The following is a 17,948-nucleotide window of genomic DNA, read 5'->3' as shown; positions in this document are numbered from 1 at the left end:
GCCCGCGACCGCCCTACTTCAAGGCGTCGGCACATTTCGGGGCCGGCTCGGTGCCCCAGGGGGCAAGCGGCACCGCCGAGGTCGAGTTCTTCGGCGAACCCTGGATGACCTTGTCCGAATAGACCATGTAGATCAGGGTGTTGCGCCGCGCGTCACAACCGCGGACGATCTGCATCGACTTGAAGATCAGCGAGCGGCGCTCGCTGAACACCACCTCGCCCTGGCTGAGCTTGCCCTTGAAGGCGACCGGCCCGGTCTGGCGGCAGGCGAGCGAGATATCGGAGACATCCTCGGCCAGACCCAAAGTCCCCTTGATCCCGCCCTTCTCGGGCTGCGTGTACCAGCAGGCGATGCCTGCCACCGCCGGATCATCGATCCCGTAGACCACCAGCTTGTCGTTGGGCGTCAGCGGGCGCCAGACCGTCGACTTGTCGAAGATCCGGTCCGGCTCCTGGGCTGCCACCGCTCCGGCCGTGGCCAGCCCCAGCGCCAGAACGCCAACATAGGTGAGACTCCGAAACCACATCGCCGGCCAATTCCCCCTCAAGCTTGTCGATGGGATGTAGGAGGGGTGTCGCCGTCCTGCGAGGGGGCGTAGGATCGGGATGCTTCGGCCCCGAAGCGCGGATGCGCGCCGCTCGGCCTCTTCGGAACGTAGCGTACCCGGTCCACGCGATGCATCCTATGCTTCACCGTCCGATCGTCCGTTCGCTCGGCCGCGTCCTCCTGATTGCGGCCCTGACCCTCGGATTCTCCAGCCCCCTCCTCGTCCCGGCCGTCGCGCAGGAGACACCGGCGGACGGGCCGGCCGCCGAGGCGCGACCGGTCCCGCAGGTGCCCTCGCCCCAGTGCCGGCGCTATCGGGCCGAACTGGCATCGCTCCAGACCGGCGCCAGCACGACGCGGGCCCTCAACGACGAGATCGGGCGGCTGGAGGCCTATTACCGCGGCCTCAACTGCACGGAGAAATTCCTGTTCTTCGATACGAGGCCGCCGCAATGCGGCGCCGTCGAGCAGCGGATCCGCGCCCTCAAGGCGACCTACGGCGGCGCGGTGCTCGACGACGACGGAACCCGCAGACGCGAACTTCAGGGCTTGGTGGCCTCCACCTGCCCGGCGCGGGAGGTCTACGCGGCGGGCGGGGAATCCTATGCCCGGGGCGGCTCGCAGATGGTCTGCGTGCGGAGCTGCGATGGCGGCTTCTTCCCGATGCGCAACCTGCCCGAGGGACGCGGCAGCGCGGACGAGATGTGCCAAGCCCTCTGCCCCGGCACCGAGGCGCAGGCCTATTCCATGCCCTATGGCGACGATGCCCTGAAGCACGCCGCGACGGTGAAAGGCAGCCGCGCCTATACGAGCCTGGCCAACGCCTTCAAGTTCCGCAAGGAATTCGTCCCGAACTGCTCCTGCAAGCCCGAGGGCAAGACCTGGGCGCAGTCGCTGGTCAAGGCCGAGAGCATGCTGGTCCGGCACAAGGGCGACATCTTCGTGACCCCGATGCAGGCCGAGGCGCTCTCGCGCCCGAAGGTCAGGCTGACGCTGGTCGGCCGGGCCGACCGGACCGCGGCGGAACTGGCCGCCGACGCGGCCGGACGGGCGGGCGTCGGGCCGAAGGGCGACGGCGAGACCGCCGACACCAACACGGGCAACGGTGAGCCGGAGGGCACGGTCACAGGGTCCGTGAAGCCCGATCACGTGGCCGTGCGTATCATCGCGCCGAACGTGATCGCAGTGCCCCAGCGCCTGACACCGTAGAGCACGAGCGCAGGGAACCAATCGCGGCGGTCCGTGTTCGGCTCGGCCTGAACCGAAACGAGACCTCGATGCGGCTCCTGCGACTGCTCCTCCTCACCGGCACCGTTCTGCCGGGACTGACCGCCCTTCGTCCGGCCGACGCGTCGCCGGGGCGGATCCTGCTGGCGCAGGGCGGCCCGGAGGAGCGTGGCCCCCGGGGTGGCGAGCCCCCGCATGGCGGCCCGCGACCGGAACGCCCGCCGCAGGAAAGGCCCGGCCCTCCCCCCGGCCCTCCGGCTGGACGCGAGCGGCCGGAACGGGCCGCCCCGCCGCCGCGGGAGCGGCCGGAGCCCCCGGCCCAGCGCCAAGCCGAGCCACATGCCGAGCCCCCTGCCGAGCCGCCGCAGCGGGAACGCGCGCCCGAGCGCCGGCCCGGGCCGCCGGACGCGCGTCCGCCTGCCCGGGAGCGGCCGGATCGTCAGGAGCAGCGCCAAGAGCGTCAGCCTCCGCGTCAGGAGCATCAACCGGATCGGCCAGCCCCGGACCGGAACGTCGGTCCCGGCGCCGAGCCCCGGCCGGGCAACGACCGTCCGGTGCCGCCGCAGCGGCAAGCCCCCGACCGCGACCGCCACGCGCCGGATGCGGATCGCCCGAACACGCTGCAAGGTGGCCCGGACCGGCCCAATCCGCGCCCCGACACCCAACACGATATCCGTCCGCAGCCGGGCACGGGTCCTGCCGGGGAACCCGGCCGTCCCGCACCGCCCGGCACGGCGCCGGGGCAGCGCCAGGATCTTCAGCGTCAGACTATCCAGCCTGACGGCCGGCCGCAACCGAATGCCGGCCCGGGCGCCGAGCCGGGCCGCCCCCTGCCGCCCAACATGGCGCCCGGAGTCGTCGGTCGGCCGTTCCAGCCGCCGGGTCAGGCGGGCGGCCCCGGCCCCGCAGGTGGCCCCGGTGCCCCGGGCGAGCGCGGCGCCTTCAACGCCCCGGGTCAGCCCGGCTATGTCCCCGGCGGCTTCCGTCAGGATGATACGGTTCGCGATTTCGAGCAGGTCCGCAGCGACCGGCGCGAATTCAACGAGGGCGGCCGGACCGTCTACCGCGAGCCCGGCCGCATCATCGTGCGCGACCGGGACACCTACCTGATCCGCCACGACGAGAACGAGCGCTTCCGCGATCTCGACCCGCGCGGCTACCGCTACGAGCGGCGGGGCGCCGATTTCTACAGCACGATCGACCGTCCCGGCGGCGAGCAGATCGTCACCGTGACCGGCGACGATGGGCGGCTGTTGCGCCGTTACCTGCGCTATCGCGACGGGCGCGAACTGGTGCTGATCGACAACAGCTATGCCGGCCCGCTCCGCCCGATTTACGACGACGTGGTGGTCCTGCCGCCTCCGGATATCCGGATCCCGCGCGATCGCTACATCGTTGATTACGCGCAGGCCGATGAGGGCGAGGTCTACGAGGCGCTGACGGCACCGCCGGTGGCGGCGGTCGATCGCCGCTACACGCTCGATCAGATCCGCTACAGCCCGGATCTCCGCGCCCGGCTCCGCGCGGTCGACATCAACACGATCACCTTCGACACGGGCTCGTTCACCGTCACGCCCGATCAGGCGCAGAAGCTGTCGGTGATCGCCGCCGCGATGAACCGCGCCATCCGGGCCAACCCGCAGGAGGTGTTCCTGATCGAGGGTTTCACGGACGCGGTCGGCTCCGCGATCGACAACCTCTCGCTGTCGGACCGGCGCGCCCAATCCGTCGCGACGGTCCTCTCGCAGCAGTTCCAGGTGCCGCCGGAGAACCTGACGACCCAGGGCTACGGCGAGCAGTACCTCAAGGTGAACACGCAGAGCCCGTCGCGGGAGAACCGCCGGGTCGTGGTCCAGCGGATCACGCCGCTGCTGCAGCAGGGGCAAGCGCACGGCCTGGCTGCGCCGCCGCCGCGCTGAACCGGCCGGGGACCGGTCTCGATCGGGCACCCGTCATCGAGCGCCCGATTGCGCATGGCTCACGTCAGCCGTGCGCGGCGGGGCGCAAGGCTGAGCAGGCCGAGGACCGCGAGACCTGCGCCGACCCAGAGCGGTGCGGTGAGGCCGAGCCCCAGATCGATCGCGGCACCGCCCGCCCAGGTTCCGAAGGCGAGTCCGCCAGTGATGACCGACGTGTGAAAGCTGTTGACCAGGGGGCTCGGCTCGGCCGCGCGCATCACCCGCGCCACCATGGCGGGGTTGAGCGAGACGCCGACCAGACCGACCGCCAGGAAGGCCGCGGTGCTGATCACGGGGTTGCCCGCGAAGGCCGCGAAAGTCGCCAGGGCGGTGGCCAGGATCGCCAACCCGCCGCCCAAGACCGGGATCGTATACCGATCCGCGAGCCGGCCGACCACGAGGTTCCCTACCACGTTCGCGACGCCGTAACCGGCCAGGAGCAGTGGGATCGCCGAGGGGCTGAAGCCGCCGACCTCCGTCATGATCGCCGTGACGTAGCTAAAGGCCGCGAAGGTCGCCCCGATGATCAGGCCGCTCGTCGCGTAGGCCGCCCAGAGACGTCCGCTCCGCAGTGCGCCGAGGTTGGCGGCGAGGCTCGCGCCGGCCTGCCGCTCCGTCCTCGGAACGCCGACACCGATTGCGGCGAGCGCGAGCGCCGCCAGAGCGACGATGCCCCAGAAGCTCGCGCGCCAGCCGAACGCCTGGCTGATCAGCGCCGCACCGGGCACGCCCATGACGGGTGCGATCATCAGCCCGGCCAGGACCACGGACACCGCCCGCCCTCGGATCTCGGGGCGGACATGGGCCGCGCAGAGCGTGATCGCCACGCCGAAGCATCCGGCGCTGGCGACGCCCTGCAGCGTGCGGGCGAGCGCCAGGACGGGATAATCCGTGGCCAGCGCCGCGAGGGTGCTGGCCGCCAGAAAGAGGCCGAGGAGCCAGAGCAGGGCCGGCCTGTTCGGAACGCCGAGCGCCAGGAGCAGCGCCGTGACGATCGGCCCGCCGAGCGTCATGCCGAGCGCGAACAGGGCGATGAGAAACCCGGTCTCCGGCACGGTCACCGAGAAGGCCGCCGCGAGGGTCGGCATCAGGCCGGCGACGATGAATTCCGCGGTCGTCACCACGAAGATCGCCGCGCCGAGCAGGAAGACCCAGCCCGGGACCGACCGGCAAGCCGGATCCGAATCACACGCACGCGGCATCGCGGCGCTCGTCACGGAGGTGTTCATGGCCAGCCGTCCATTTCTTTAAGATCGACTACATATATGCCTGCCGCGCTTGCGCCCGCACGTCAACGGTTTATGTAAAATCGGCTACAGAAAGGTACGTCATGCCGGCGGCACGTGGCCGACCCCGGAGCTTCGATCGCGGCTGGGCCCTCCAGCGCCTGTTGGATGTGTTCTGGTCCAAAGGTTTCGAGGGAGCGCAGATCGGCGATCTGACCGCCGCCATCGGGGTGGCGCCGCCGAGCTTCTACGCCGCCTTCGGCTCGAAGGAGGCCGCCTTCCGGGAGGCGGTCGATCTCTACATCGCCACGGTGGGTGCCGCGCCGATGCAGGCCCTCGAGGATGCGCCGACGGCGCGCGCGGGCCTGCGCGCGATGCTGGAGGGCAGCATCGACGTCGCCCTCTCGAACCGCTCGGGCGGCTGCCTGCTGATCCTCGGCGTGGTCAGCAGCCTGCCCGCCAGCGACAACCCGCGCGCGCACCTGCTCCGCGCTCGTCGCAAGACGCTGGCGCTGATCCGCGATCGGCTGGAGCGTGCCAGAGATACCGGCGACCTGCCGCCGGAAGCGGATCCGGCGCGGCTGGCGGCGTTCTACCACGGCATCATGCAGGCCATCTCGTTCCAAGCGCGCGACGGGGCTTCGCGGGAGGCGTTGCAGGCGCTGATCGAGCCGGCGCTGGCCGCGCTCAGAGCGGCGTGACCGGCGACCCCGATCCACCCATCGGAGTTGACGGCGGCACCGCCGAACATCACCAAAGCGCGACGATCGGCAAAGCAGGATGGACATGGACAGCGAAGCGGACGGACGGCTGATCCGGTCGGGCACACCGGTCTTCCGCCGCACGGCGCTGGCGCTCGCGGCCGCGGGGTTCTCGACCTTCGCGGTGCTCTACGCGGTGCAGCCCCTGCTGCCGATCTACGCCGAGGTCTTTTCCGTGTCTCCGGCGGAGAGCAGCCTCGCCCTGTCGCTGCCCTGCGGCCTGCTGGCAGTGGCGCTCCTCGTCGTCAGCCCCCTGTCGGAGGTATGGGGCCGCAAGCCCGTGATGCTGGCCTCGCTGCTGGCCTCCGCGCTGCTCACCATCGTGGCCGCCCTGATACCCGGCTGGCACGGATTCCTGATCCTGCGTGCCCTGACCGGACTGACGGCGAGCGGGTTGCCGGCGGTCGCCATGGCCTATCTGGCGGAGGAGATGGACGCGCAGGCCATCGGCCTGTCGATGGGACTGCTCGTGGGCGGCAACGCGCTGGGCGGCATGTCCGGGCGCCTCATCAGCGGCGTCATGGCCGATCATGTCGGCTGGCGGATCGGGCTCGCCACCATCGGCGTCCTGGCGCTGGCCGCGGCCCTCGCCTTCTGGCGCTGGCTGCCGCCCTCGCGCAGCTTCGTGGCGCACCGGATGGCGTGGCGCGAGGTACCGGGCAGCTTCACCCACCATTTCCGCGATGCCGGCCTGCCGTGGCTGTTCGTGGAGGGGTTCCTGCTGATGGGCGGGTTCGTCTGCATTTACAACTACATCGGCTTCCGCCTGCTCGATCCGCCCTTCTCGCTCAGCCAGACGGTGATCGGCCTGATCTTTTCCGTTTATCTCGCCGAGATGGTGAGCAGCCCGGTCGCCGGCGAACTCGCCAGCCGGTTCGGCCGGCGGCGGGTGCTGTGGCTCGCCACCGGGCTCGGACTCGCCGGGATCCTGATGACCCTCTCGGCGCACATCCTGCTGATCGTGCCCGGGATCGTGGTAACGACGGTCGGCTTCTTCGGCGCGCATTCGGTCGCGAGTAGCTGGGTCGGCCGGCGGGCGCGGCGGGACCGGGCGCAGGCCTCCTCGCTTTATCTGTGCCTGTACTACCTCGGCTCCTCGGTGCTCGGAACGGCGGGCGGCTGGTTCTTCGCCCATTCCGGCTGGACCGGCGTCGTGCTGTTCACCGGCGCGCTCTACGGACTGGCGCTCCTCGTGGCGCTGCGGCTGTCGCGCTTGGCGCCGCTGCCAGCTTGAGCCCGTCCAGGCAGACGCTCAAACCCGAGATACCGCTCGGGGCCGAACCACCGGAACGCGGGTTCCCGTCCGTGGTCCAGTTGGCAATCTTTGCCAAACCCGCCATTCTCCTTTCAGGAGGCGGCGGCATGGCAACCATGAATATCTCGTTGCCCGACCCCATGAAGGCGTGGGTTGAGGCGCAGGCCGGCACCGGCCGCTATGCCAATGCAAGCGACTACGTGCGCGATCTGATCCGACGCGACCAGGAACGCCTTGCCAAGATCGATGAGCTGCAGCGGCTGATCGACGACGGACTGGCGGCCGGCGTCAGCGACCGGTCGGAGGAGGAGATCCGCCGTCTCGGCCGCGAGAGGTTGGCGGCGCTCCGGGCGCGATGATCTACCGGACCTCGCCCCGGGCGGACGAGGACATCGCGGAAGCCTACGTGGCAGGCGCCTTGCGCTTCGGTGAAGCTCAGGCCGAGCGTTACCAGGATGGTCTGTCCGACGCGTTCCGGCGCGCCGTTATTGCGGACCGCTGCGCCGCGACGCATCGTCCGCGCTCAGCGATTCCGGACGACGTTCCTGATAGGAGGTTGAATCCATGAGCGGTCGCGATCACGCCAGCCATGTCGTCGACCAGTTCGGCGCGCAGGCCGCCGCCTACGTTTCGAGCGCGGTTCACGCCGGCGGCGCCGATCTCGACCGGATCGGCGCCCTGATCCGCGCGCTTCCGGGGGCGCAGGCCCTCGATCTCGGCTGCGGCGGCGGCCATGTCGCGTTCGCGGCGGCGGCGGCCGGCGCGAATGTCACCGCCTACGACCTCTCGGCCGAGATGCTGGAAGCCGTCTCCGCCGAGGCGGCCCGGCGCGGCCTCGACCGGATCGAGACCCGCCAGGGCGCGGCCGAGACGCTGCCCTTCGCGGATGCGTGCTTCGACGCGGTGCTGACCCGGTTCAGCGCCCACCATTGGCGCGACGTGCCGGCCGCCCTCGCGGAGGCCCGGCGGGTGCTGAAGCAAGATGGCCTGCTCGTCGCCTGCGACGCGGTCGCCCCCGAGGATCCGCTGCTCGACACGCATCTCCAGGCGGTGGAGTTGCTGCGCGATCCCTCGCATGTCCGCGACTACCGCGTCTCGGAATGGCGCGCCATGCTGGAGGCGGCAGGCTTCACGCCCGGCGCCATGCTGGCGAGCCGCCCGCGCATGGAGTTCGCGAGCTGGATCGCCCGCATGCGCACGCCGCCGACCCAGGTCGCGGCGATCCGCGCGCTCCAGGCCTCGGCCGCCGCCGAGGTCACGGCGCATTTCCGGATCGAGGCCGATGGCAGCTTCCTGCTCGATTCGGTGCTGATCGAGGCGCGCCCGCGCTGAGCTGGGGCGAACCGGGCCGAGGCTTGGCCGTTGCGGATGGGGCACCGTGTGCCCATCTTGCCTGTCCGCGCAACCAGAGGGAGCCGACCCCGCTAGGCGGGGGCCGGCTCGATGAACCGGCCTGATCGAGCTCGTCACCGTCGTCCTGCTGATCGTGCTGAACGGCGTGTTCTCCCTCTCGGAGCTGGCCCTGGTCTCGGCGCGCAAGAGCCGGTTGCGCGCGATGGCCGACGCGCGCCGGGCCGGCGCGAAGGCGGCGCTGGCGCTCGCCGAGGAGCCGGGGCGCTTCCTCTCCACGGTGCAGATCGGCATCACGCTGATCGGCATCCTGTCGGGCGTGGTCTCGGGCGCGGCGCTCGGCGACCGGCTGACCGTGATGCTGATCGATCTCGGCCTGCCGCGGGGCTGGGCCGACACGCTGGGCTACAGCCTCGTGATCGGCGTGATCACCTACCTCTCGGTGATCATCGGCGAGCTGGTGCCCAAGCACCTCGCCCTGCGAAACCCTGAGGGGATCGCCTGCGCGGTGGCCCCTGGCATGCGCGTGGTCTCGAAGGTGGCGCTCCCCGCAGTCTGGCTGCTCGACGCCTCGACCCGGGCCGTGTTCCGCCTGATCGGCCAGGAGACCGAGAGCGCCAGCGCGGTCACCGAGGAGGAGATCCGCAGTCTCGTGGCCGAGGCGGAGACCGCCGGCGTCATCGAGGGGGATGAGCGGGCGATGATCTCCGGCGTGCTGCGGCTCGGCGACCGCTTGGTCCGCGGCGTCATGACCCCGCGCACCGACGTGGTCTGGATCGACCTCGCCGACGATCCGGCGACCGTGCGGGATCGGATCCTCGCGAGCCCCCATGCCAGATTGCCGGTCGCGGATGGCGGCCCCGACGCGATGATCGGCGTCCTGCAGGTGCGCGACCTGATCGGACCGCTGTCCCGGGGCGAACCCCTCGACCTGCGCGCGCATCTGCGTAAGGCGCCGGTTCTGCCCGACACGCTCGACGCGCTCGATGCCCTGAACGTCCTGCGCAACGCCCCGGTGCCGATGGCTCTCGTCCACGACGAGTACGGCCATTTCGACGGGCTCGTGACGCCGGCCGACATCCTCGACGCCATCGCGGGTGCGTTCCCCTCCGAGCAGATCGAGCCGGATGCGGTGCGCCGCCCGGACGGCTCCTGGCTGATCGCGGGCTCGATGCCGGCCGACGAACTGGCCGATCAGCTCGGCCTGCGGCTCCCGCCCTCGCGCGACTACGCCACCGCGGCCGGCCTCGTCATCGCCACGCTCCAGCGCCTGCCGGAGACGGGCGAGACCTGCGACATCGCCGGCTGGCGCTTCGAGGTGGTGGATCTCGACGGACGGCGCATCGACAAATTGCTGGCGACGCGGCTGGAAGAGGCCGAGTCGGTTTAAGCGGCGGAGAGCGTTTTAGTCGCGGGGCCAGCCCTCGGCTGTCCAATGTCGCTTGGCGTGGATCACTTGTAGCACATCGACCCATTCAGCACCGTCGGGCTGCGGGATCAGCGCATAGGCGACGATGTAGGGTAGAGGCGGCAGCACGAGTTCGAACGAGCCGGCGACTCGCCCCGGCCGGCCGATCGCTAGTTCTTCCAGGTGGGCGACGGCGCTCTCGACACGGTCGGCAACAGCCGCCGCTGCCGCCGGATTCTTGGCGGCGATGGTGGCCAGGATGGTCAGAAAGTCCATCTCGGCCGGCTCGGTCCAACGAACCCGACGCTTCACTGTCCGGCTCGGGCAGCCTCGATGAGGTCGCGAGCCTTCCGCATCACCGCGTCATGGTCGACGACGCGGCCGGCGCGTGAGGCGGCTAGGCCCGCCTCGATCTCCTCAATGATCGCCAGCTCATGATCGACGTAACCGGCGATCGCTTCGCCGACGATGGCGCTGCTATCCCGGCCGGTTCGCTCGGACAGGCGAGCGAGCTTGGCCGGCACGTCGGGTGGCAGTTCGGCGGTCAGGGTAGAAAGGTCAGCCATCGCGGTAGCATACCGCAAACAAAGGCGGTCGGCACCTCAGAGCGCCCGGAGCTCAACGGGGCGCTGCCCGTCGGTGATCTACGGGTCCACTCAGCCTGCGCGCACACCGCGATTGCGATCTCGAGAGCGGTTTTGTGCGCCCGGTTATACGCAAAGCAGGGCGGACCCAGCACCAAGACCAGCCTTGTCGCGGCAGCGCTCATCTCATCACGCGGCCTCGCCAGCAATCCGCTTCGCCGCCCGGTCCCGCCCGATCAGCGGCAGCAGGCCGGCGAGGTCCGGCCCATGCTCCAGCCCGGTGAGGGCGAGCCGGAGCGGCATGAACAGGCCCCGGCCCTTGGCCCCGGTGCGCATGCGGATCTCGGAGGTCCAGGCCTTCCAGGTCTCGGGGCCGAAGGGCTCCGGCGGCAGGGTTTCCAGGGCAGCCGCGATCACGGCCGGCTCGGTCAGCACCGGCTCGACCGGGCCGGCGACGACCCGCCACCAATCGGCCGCCTCCGCGACCCGGGTGAGGTTGGCTCGCACCGCCAGCCAGAAGGCCTCGGCGCGATCCGCCGGGATCCCGAGTTCCGCCAGACGGTCGGCCGCCTCGGTGTACGGCATCGCGTGGACGAGGCGCGCGTTGAGGCCGTCGAGTTCCGCCGTGTCGAACCGGGCGGGCGCCCGGGAGATTTCGGCCAAGTCGATCAGGCCGGCCAGCGTATCGAGATCGGGGACGGCCCGCACGGCTTCGGCCGAGCCGGTCAGCACGGCGAGCGAGCGCACCGCGGCGGGCTCGTAGCCGGCCTCGCGCAGGCCCCGCAGCGACAGGTGGCCGAGCCGCTTCGACAGCCCCTCCCCCTCCGCGGTGGTGAGCAGATTGTGGTGGCCGAAGACCGGCACGGGGGCGCCCAGCGCCTCGAAGATCTGGACCTGCACGCCGGTATTGGTGACGTGGTCCTCGCCGCGGATCACATGGGTGATGCCGAGATCGGCGTCGTCGACGACCGAGGGCAGCGTGTAGAGGTAGGTGCCGTCCGCGCGGATCAGCACCGGATCGGACAGGGACGCGCAGTCGACATGGGCCGGCCCGCGGACGAGATCGTCCCAGGTCACGGTGCGGGCCTCCAGCAGGAAGCGCCAATGCGGCCGGCGGCCCTCGGCCTCCAGGGCGGCACGCTCCTCCGCGGTGAGCTTGAGGGCTGCCCGGTCGTAGATCGGCGGCTGGCCGCGGCCGAGTTGACGCCTGCGGCGGCGCTCCAGCTCGTCTTGCGTCTCGTAGCAGGGATAGAGCCGGCCTGCCGCACGCAGGCGGTCGGCGGCGGCATCGTGCTGCGCCTTCCGGTCGCTCTGCCGGGCGAACAGGTCGGGCTCGATGCCGAGCCACACCAGATCCTCCCGGATCGCCTCGGCAAAAGCCTCGGTCGAGCGCTCCGCGTCGGTGTCGTCGAGGCGCAGCAGGAAGCGCCCGCCGGTCCTGCGGGCGAACAGGGCGTTCAGCAGGGCCGGCCGGGCATTGCCGATATGGAGATAGCCGGTCGGCGACGGGGCGAAGCGGACGATAGTCATGGCCCGCTCCATACCCGATCTTCGGCCCAAGTGGCGGGGGACTTCACAGGATCGGCCCCTCGCCCAGGTCATGGCGGCCGGCGGTCGAGGCGCTACCCAGGGTCGAGGAAACCCGCCAGAAGACACCGCGTGGTGCGGGACGAGGCGCAATGGCGACGGACGAGACGGCCGACATCGTGGTGATCGGCGGCGGGATGGTCGGCCTCGCCAGCGCCATCGCGCTCAAGGATCGCGGCCTCGACGTGGTCCTGTGCGATCCCGGCGAGGCGCGCGCCCGGACCTCCTACGGCAATGCCGGCGTAATCAGCCGCGGCTCGATCCTGCCGATGTCGAGCCCGGCCCTGTGGGGCAAGCTCCCGGCCTATCTGCGCAACGCCGACCGGGGCCTGCGCCTGAACTACGCGCACCTGCCGCGGATCCTGCCCTACACGGCGCATTTCCTGGCGAGTGCCCGCGCCGCCCGCTGGCGCCGGGCCGCCGAGGCGCTGCTGCCGCTGACGAGCGCGGCCTATCCCGCGCATGAGCGCCTCGCGGCGCGGGCCGGAACCTCTGACCGGCTGCAGCAGACCGGCTGGCTGAAGGCCTACCGCACCGAGGCCGCCTTCGCGGCTGCGGCGCTGGAGCGCGAGATCCTGACCCGGCATGGCGTCGCCTTCGCGATCCTCGACACGGCAGCGCTCCGCGATCTGGAACCGGCCCTGGTACGGCCCTACGCCAGGGCGATGCTGCTGACCGAGACCGGCTCGGTGCGCGAGCCCGGCCGCCTCGTCGAGGCCTGCGAGGCGTTGTTCTCCGGGCTCGGCGGACGCCGCCTGCGCGGCAGCGTCGCGCGGCTGGCGCCGGATTCCAGCAGCTGGCGGGTCGAACTGGAGGCCGGCGCGGTCCGGGCGCGGCAGGTGGTGCTCGCGGCAGGCGCCGCCTCGGGGGCGATCGCGCGGACGCTCGGCTACCGCTTCGCGGTGGCGGCCGAGCGCGGCTATCACAGGCACTACGCCCTGCATCCGGAGAGCCCGCCGCTCACCCGCCCCGTGCTCGACACGGGCGCCGGCTCGATCCTGTCGCCGATGGGCGAGCATCGTGTCCGGGTGCTGTCGGGCGTGGAACTCAACGCCCGCGAGGCCGCCCCGGACCATACCCAGATCGAGGCGGCCTCCCGCGAGGCCACGGGAACCCTGCGGCTGGGCGGGCCCCTCGACAACGAGCCGTGGCTCGGCTCCCGCCCCTCGACGCCGGACGGGATGCCGGTGATCGGCCGCGCACCACGGCACGACGGACTGCTCTTCGCCTTCGGCCACGGCCATATCGGCCTGTCGACCGGGCCGATCACCGGCGAGATCGTGGCCGACCTCGCGACCGGCCGAACGCCGGCCGTTCCGGTGGCGGCCTTCGCGCCGGACCGGCTCCTGCGCTGGCCGCGGCTGATCTGACTCTCAGCGCCAATCGTAGGGGTTGTATGGGTCGAGGGCGGCCTGGATCTTGCGCAGAATCGCGGGCTGGCGCTGGAGATCGACATCCCGGGCGAGCGCCCGCAGGAAAGCCCGTGGTCCATGTTCGAGGTCGCGGGTGAGGCCGTCATAGCGGTCGGACGGCTCGACATGGGCCGGATTGACGGCGATTCGGTAATCCAGCCCGCAGGTCGGCGGATCGATCCCCAGGCGGTAGCAGATCCGCACCCGGGCGAAGGGGGCCTCCGGGCGGTAATCAACGCGATAGCCGCCCAGGCTGAAGGCGCCGCCGGTGACGCGCTCGGCGTAGGCGAGGGTCTGGGCCACGGTGGCGAACCCCTCGGTACGCCGCTCGCGCACGAGGTCGATGGCGGCGCGCTCGGAGGGCACGACCGATTGCGCCCAGGATGCGGTGGAGACCAGAGCGGCCAGGAAAGCGGGGACCAGGGCTTTCATCACGGCTTCTTCATGCAGACCGCGACGGGCTGGGCATCCTTGGCGGCCTTCGCGGTCATGTCGAGGCAGCCGACCGTGGCGACTCCGTCCGTGACGGTCACGGACGGCAACACCGCCATGCCTCGGCAATAGGCGCCGATCAACTCCTCGTCGCGACGGCAGGCCACGTCCAGCCGGATCTGGCTGTTCACGGCCGGACCTGCCGGCCCCGCAGGACCTGCGGCTCCCCGCTCGCCGGTGGGTCCGCGTTCGCCCGTCGCTCCATTCAGGCCGGCCGGTCCCTGCGGTCCGGGCGGCCCCTGATCGCCCTTCGGACCGGGCGGCCCGGCCGGACCCGGCTTCGCACCGTCGCAGCCCGCCAGCGCGAGCGCCGCGATCGTGGCAGCCACGACCGCGGCCAGAGGAAAGGTCATCGGGATCTCCGGCCAAGCCTGTGCCGGAAAGTGGGGCACCCCCCCGGGTCGTCAATCGCACGCGGACCGATCCCATTACCTGTGGTCGACGCGGAAACGTGAGATAAACCAATTTCGGAATCGGTCAGAGTATCTGCATTAAGTCTTTGGTAAATTATCGATCATAACGCAATTCGCGAGGGTATTCCTTTCGTAATTCCCGGTGAATGACGGACAAAAAACCAACGTTTCTCGGCAGAGACAGAACGTTCGGTTGCCAGCTGGCGCGTCTGCGTGGCGAGGCCGATGGGGCCGCCGCGGTGGAGTTCGCCCTGGTGAGCCTGCCCTTCCTCGCTTTGTGCGGCGCGATCTTCCAGGTCGCGTTCCAGATCTGGGCCACGCAGAATTTCGATCGCGCCCTGCAGAACGCCGTGCGCACGATCTTCACCGGGCAGTTCCAGCAGGCCAATGCCGGGCAGACCGACCCGACCAAACTCCTGGCGGCCCTGAAGACGACCATGTGCGGCCCGGCCAGCGCCACCGTCGTCAACATTTTCAATTGCCAAGCCGTCAAGCTCGACGTCGCCACCGCGAGCACGTTCTCGAGCGCCACCCCGTCGACCCCGGTCAACGGCGCGACCGGCACGTGGAACACCAAATTCGGGACGAACTACGCCTGCGCCGCGCCCGGTACGATCGTGATCGTCACCGCGGCCGTCCAGTTTCCGACCTTTTTCAATCTGTTGGGACTCAACACGCGCCAGTTCACAACCGGCAGCGAAGCCGGATCGAGCCTGCTAATCTCGACGGCGGTTTTCCGCACGGAGCCGTACCAGACCGCGGGGACGAGCCCGTGCTGAGGCGCCTCACCCGCGGAGCCAAGCAGCTGCGGCGCGACCGCCGTGCCGCGGCCGCGGTCGAGTTCGCCGTCATCCTGCCGGTCCTGCTGGCGATCTGGGCCGGAATGACGGAGCTGGCGCATGCCATCGACGAGTGGCGCAAGCTGACCCTGCTCGCCCGCACCGTCGCCGATCTGACCGCGCAGGGCGATACGAAGAATCCGCTCAGCACGACTCTGATGAGCGATATCTTCGCCTCGGCGACCGCGGTCATGCGCCCGTTCAACACGGCAAATGCCAAGATCGTCGTCAGCGCGATGGGCGTCGGCCTCACGGGATCAACCCAGACCCCCACCGTCTGCTCCAGCTACGCCAACGGCAACGCCACGGCCCGCAGCACCGGTCTGGCGAGCGGCCTCACCGTCCCGCCCGGCTATCAGACTGTCGGCATGCGCTACATCCTGGCCGAGGTCAGCATCGCCTACACGCCGATGATCGGGAGCGCCCTGGTCAAGCTCGCCCCGGGCGTCGGCAGCACGATCACCTTTTCCAGCGTCGTCCCGTGGCCGACGCGGGGCGGGAAGACCTACGGAAACAACATCTACACCGAAGTGGTGTTGCCCGGCACGAATGCAGCGGCGTGTAATGGCTCGGCTCCGTAGCGGAATCCGCCACCTTGCGCAGGACCATCGCGGCAACGTCGCGCTCCTGTTCGCCTTTCTCAGCGTGCCGATGCTCATGTTCGGTGGCGCAGCCATCGACTACGGGTTCGCGACCCGTCTCGAAACGAAGCTCCAGGCCGCGACGGATGCCACCGCGCTGCTCCTCTGCCAGACGCCCTCGACCACGACGTCGACCGACCTGAACACTTTGGCACAGACGACGATGGCCGGCGCCGTGGGAGCGACCAACCTCGTCGTCGATCCGCTGATCATCACCAACAACCCGCGGCAGATCACCCTGACGGCGCACAAGCTGTCGACGACCTTCTTCGGCAAGCTGACCGGCACTTCGCGCATCAACCCGGGCGCCACCTCGCAATGCGCCACGCCGCTTCCGAAGACCTTCGAAATCGCGCTGGTGCTCGACAATACGGGGTCGATGGCGGAGTCGAGCGGCGGCCAATCGAAGCTGCAGGCCGTGCAGCAGGCCGCGACGAACTTCGTCAACTACGTCTACACCAACAGCTCGTTCAGCAGCGCGACCCGAATATCGATCGTGCCGTTCGCTGCGGCCGTGGCGGTGAACCCGACGACCTACCGGAGCGCCAGCTGGATCGATCAGAATGCGCAGTCCAGCTACCACTGGACCAACGTGATCAATCCCAGTGGATCCAACTTCACGAGCCGGTTCAGCATCTTCAACAGTCTCAAAGCCGCCAACGCCAATTGGGGCTGGGCCGGCTGCCTGGAGACATTGCCTTACCCTCTCAACGTCCAGGATGCCGCCCCTAGCAGCTCCAACCCGGATTCTTACTTCGTGCCTCTTTTCGCCCCCGACGAGCCGGGCCCTGGCAGCACCAGCTACTACGATTATTCGGATCCGAATGGCAGTACATACCGTAGCTACAACAGCTACATCGACGACACCGATGGCACCCGGAACGGCAAGTGCGGCACCAGAAACTCCGCGACATCGTACATGCCGCTCCTTGGTCAAGCCTGCAAATACATCAGCCCGAGCAATCCCACGACGAATACTGCTCTCGGCATTCCGAGTGGCCCGAATTTCATGTGCACGACGCAGCCCCTCATACCGCTGACGAGCGACACGACGGCCCTCAAGACCGCGATCAGCAATATGGCGGCTTCCGGTTCGACCAATATCCACGAAGGCTTCATGTGGGGCTGGCGGACGCTCTCACCCGTGAGCGTCTTCTCGACCAGCTACGCTTCCTCGAACCCCACCGCGAGCGCGCCGGCGGCCTACACGACATCCTCCAGTTCATCGAACGCCAGCACGATCAACAAGATCATCATCCTGATGACCGACGGCGCGAACAGCTGGACGGCCAATCCATACGCACCGACGAAATCGCTGTATTTCGCCGACGGCTATTTCCAGAACGCCAACGGCACGAGCGCGAACCCGCGGATGCCGCCTTCGCCGTACCAGAACGTCTCGGACGCCAACAGCGCCCGGAACGCCCTCGACGCGCTCACGGCGACGGCCTGCACCAACGCGAAGGCGGTCAACATCTCGATCTATACGATCGGGTTCAGCGTCTCGAGCGACCCGATCGATTCGGCCGGCCAGACGCTCCTGAAGAACTGCGCCTCCTCGGCGAACCAGTTCTTCATCGCCAACACCTCGGACGATCTGATCGCGGCCTTCCAGAAGATCCAGGCCAGCATCGGCGCGCTGCGGCTGACGCAGTGACCCGACCGGGCGGTCCCGCCGCAGGCCGCGGCGCCGACGGGCGCCCGGTCAATCGTCCCGGTAGACCCGCTCCCGCCGCTCGTGCCGCTCCTGGGCCTCCAGCGAGAGGGTGGCGATCGGCCTCGCATCGAGCCGGCGCAGGGAGATCGGCTCGCCGGTCTCCTCGCAGTAGCCGTAGGAGCCGTCCTCCAGCCGGGCGAGCGCGGCGTCGATCTTGCCGGTGAGCTTGCGCTGGCGGTCCCGCGCCCGCAGCTCGATCGCCCGGTCGGTTTCCGACGAGGCGCGATCGGCGAGGTCGGGATGGTTCTCGTTCTCGCTCTGCAGCGCGACCAATGTGTCCTGCGCCTCGCGCAGGATGTCGTTCTTCCAGCTCAGCAGCTTGCGCCGGAAATATTCGCGCTGCCGGTCGTTCATGAAGGGCTCGTCGTCGGACGGGACGTAGCCGTCCTCCAGCGTCACCTTCGCCATGCGTCACCCTCGCTGGAATCGAGCCGCCCACCAGGGGATGGCCGGTGCGCGGCGATAACGTAAGGTGCCGTATAGTCGAGGTGCTCTATCGCGACAACGCGCACGGGACGGGGGTCTGCAGAGC

Annotated in this window: 20 protein-coding genes; 12 read left to right on the top strand and 8 right to left on the bottom strand. The window is 69.8% G+C overall.

The genetic code is table 11. The features are described 5' to 3' along the window. Positions 1-13: 13 nt before the first annotated feature. Entirely contained in the window at positions 14-526 is a 513-nt protein-coding gene (locus FVE89_RS27405) for a CreA family protein (protein WP_161393302.1), read from the bottom strand. A 158-nt stretch (positions 527-684) separates the two neighbouring features. Between FVE89_RS27405 and FVE89_RS27400 the strand changes: the two genes are divergently transcribed. Both FVE89_RS27400 and FVE89_RS27395 read left to right on the top strand, forming a co-directional pair. Further along, positions 685-1,755 (top strand): DUF2865 domain-containing protein, encoded by a 1,071-nt coding sequence (locus FVE89_RS27400; protein ID WP_161393301.1) that lies wholly within the window; start codon positions 685-687, stop codon positions 1,753-1,755. A gap of 68 nt (positions 1,756-1,823) precedes the next feature. Continuing rightward, the gene (locus FVE89_RS27395; RefSeq protein ID WP_161393300.1) at positions 1,824-3,692 is read left to right on the top strand and encodes an OmpA family protein; all 1,869 of its coding nucleotides are present in this window, start codon (positions 1,824-1,826) and stop codon (positions 3,690-3,692) included. A 59-nt stretch (positions 3,693-3,751) separates the two neighbouring features. Here the strand turns inward: FVE89_RS27395 and FVE89_RS27390 are convergent, their stop codons facing one another. Beyond that, the gene (locus FVE89_RS27390; protein WP_202131106.1) at positions 3,752-4,960 is read right to left on the bottom strand and encodes an MFS transporter; all 1,209 of its coding nucleotides are present in this window, start codon (positions 4,958-4,960) and stop codon (positions 3,752-3,754) included. Positions 4,961-5,061: 101 nt separating this feature from the next. Here FVE89_RS27390 and FVE89_RS27385 point away from each other — a divergent pair, with 101 nt between their 5' ends. The 6 genes from FVE89_RS27385 (at position 5,062) to FVE89_RS27360 (ending at position 9,713) form a co-directional block, all read left to right on the top strand. Next, positions 5,062-5,658, top strand: coding sequence for a TetR/AcrR family transcriptional regulator (locus tag FVE89_RS27385; protein ID WP_161393299.1), 597 nt, complete (start codon positions 5,062-5,064; stop codon positions 5,656-5,658). A gap of 85 nt (positions 5,659-5,743) precedes the next feature. Then, on the top strand, positions 5,744-6,952 hold the full coding sequence (locus FVE89_RS27380; protein ID WP_161393298.1) for an MFS transporter: 1,209 nt from the start codon (positions 5,744-5,746) through the stop codon (positions 6,950-6,952). Positions 6,953-7,080: 128 nt separating this feature from the next. Next, positions 7,081-7,332, top strand: coding sequence for a type II toxin-antitoxin system ParD family antitoxin (locus FVE89_RS27375; protein WP_161393387.1), 252 nt, complete (start codon positions 7,081-7,083; stop codon positions 7,330-7,332). Beyond that, positions 7,329-7,541: a hypothetical protein gene (locus FVE89_RS27370; protein ID WP_161393297.1), complete on the top strand. Its 213-nt coding sequence runs from the start codon at positions 7,329-7,331 to the stop codon at positions 7,539-7,541. Before FVE89_RS27375 ends, FVE89_RS27370 begins: the two co-directional genes overlap by 4 nt. Then, a complete protein-coding gene (locus tag FVE89_RS27365; RefSeq protein WP_161393296.1) occupies positions 7,538-8,305 on the top strand; it encodes a class I SAM-dependent methyltransferase in 768 nt (255 codons plus the stop codon). The genes FVE89_RS27370 and FVE89_RS27365 overlap by 4 nt, the downstream gene beginning before the upstream one ends. A gap of 121 nt (positions 8,306-8,426) precedes the next feature. Further along, on the top strand, positions 8,427-9,713 hold the full coding sequence (locus tag FVE89_RS27360; protein WP_161393386.1) for a hemolysin family protein: 1,287 nt from the start codon (positions 8,427-8,429) through the stop codon (positions 9,711-9,713). A gap of 15 nt (positions 9,714-9,728) precedes the next feature. Here the strand turns inward: FVE89_RS27360 and FVE89_RS27355 are convergent, their stop codons facing one another. The 3 genes from FVE89_RS27355 to gltX all read right to left on the bottom strand — a co-directional run bounded on the left by FVE89_RS27355 (position 9,729) and on the right by gltX (position 11,845). Further along, on the bottom strand, positions 9,729-10,043 hold the full coding sequence (locus FVE89_RS27355; protein WP_342389839.1) for a type II toxin-antitoxin system RelE/ParE family toxin: 315 nt from the start codon (positions 10,041-10,043) through the stop codon (positions 9,729-9,731). Further along, positions 10,040-10,255, bottom strand: a complete 216-nt coding sequence (locus tag FVE89_RS27350) for a CopG family transcriptional regulator (protein WP_202131105.1) — start codon at positions 10,253-10,255, stop codon at positions 10,040-10,042. The genes FVE89_RS27355 and FVE89_RS27350 overlap by 4 nt, the downstream gene beginning before the upstream one ends. Positions 10,256-10,504: 249 nt before the next feature. Next, positions 10,505-11,845, bottom strand: coding sequence for a glutamate--tRNA ligase (gene gltX, locus FVE89_RS27345; RefSeq protein ID WP_161393293.1), 1,341 nt, complete (start codon positions 11,843-11,845; stop codon positions 10,505-10,507). Between the two features lie 149 nt (positions 11,846-11,994). Between gltX and FVE89_RS27340 the strand changes: the two genes are divergently transcribed. Next, complete coding sequence (locus FVE89_RS27340; RefSeq protein WP_161393292.1) at positions 11,995-13,272, top strand: FAD-binding oxidoreductase; 1,278 nt, start codon at positions 11,995-11,997, stop codon at positions 13,270-13,272. A gap of 3 nt (positions 13,273-13,275) precedes the next feature. Here the strand turns inward: FVE89_RS27340 and FVE89_RS27335 are convergent, their stop codons facing one another. Beyond that, positions 13,276-13,746 carry a hypothetical protein gene (locus FVE89_RS27335; protein ID WP_161393291.1) on the bottom strand — a complete coding sequence of 157 codons (471 nt, stop codon included), beginning with the start codon at positions 13,744-13,746 and terminating at the stop codon, positions 13,276-13,278. Continuing rightward, positions 13,746-14,159, bottom strand: a complete 414-nt coding sequence (locus FVE89_RS27330; RefSeq protein ID WP_161393290.1) for a hypothetical protein — start codon at positions 14,157-14,159, stop codon at positions 13,746-13,748. Before FVE89_RS27330 ends, FVE89_RS27335 begins: the two co-directional genes overlap by 1 nt. A 206-nt stretch (positions 14,160-14,365) precedes the next feature. Here FVE89_RS27330 and FVE89_RS27325 point away from each other — a divergent pair, with 206 nt between their 5' ends. The 3 genes from FVE89_RS27325 to FVE89_RS27315 are packed head-to-tail and all read left to right on the top strand — an operon-like array spanning position 14,366 to position 17,356. Further along, a complete protein-coding gene (locus FVE89_RS27325; protein ID WP_161393289.1) occupies positions 14,366-14,998 on the top strand; it encodes a TadE/TadG family type IV pilus assembly protein in 633 nt (210 codons plus the stop codon). Further along, positions 14,992-15,639 carry a TadE/TadG family type IV pilus assembly protein gene (locus FVE89_RS27320; RefSeq protein WP_161393288.1) on the top strand — a complete coding sequence of 216 codons (648 nt, stop codon included), beginning with the start codon at positions 14,992-14,994 and terminating at the stop codon, positions 15,637-15,639. The genes FVE89_RS27325 and FVE89_RS27320 overlap by 7 nt, the downstream gene beginning before the upstream one ends. After that, complete coding sequence (locus FVE89_RS27315) at positions 15,623-17,356, top strand: pilus assembly protein (RefSeq protein WP_246731198.1); 1,734 nt, start codon at positions 15,623-15,625, stop codon at positions 17,354-17,356. The genes FVE89_RS27320 and FVE89_RS27315 overlap by 17 nt, the downstream gene beginning before the upstream one ends. 48 nt (positions 17,357-17,404) lie before the next feature. Here the strand turns inward: FVE89_RS27315 and dksA are convergent, their stop codons facing one another. Then, entirely contained in the window at positions 17,405-17,824 is a 420-nt protein-coding gene (gene dksA / locus FVE89_RS27310; RefSeq protein ID WP_161393286.1) for an RNA polymerase-binding protein DksA, read from the bottom strand. Positions 17,825-17,948 lie beyond the last annotated feature (124 nt).

Origin of the sequence: Methylobacterium sp. 2A (assembly GCF_009806555.1) — a bacterium.
Classification (GTDB): Bacteria; Pseudomonadota; Alphaproteobacteria; order Rhizobiales; family Beijerinckiaceae; genus Methylobacterium.
The sequence above is the reverse complement of the archived record's forward strand: the minus strand, read 5'-3'. Positions and strand labels throughout refer to the sequence as shown.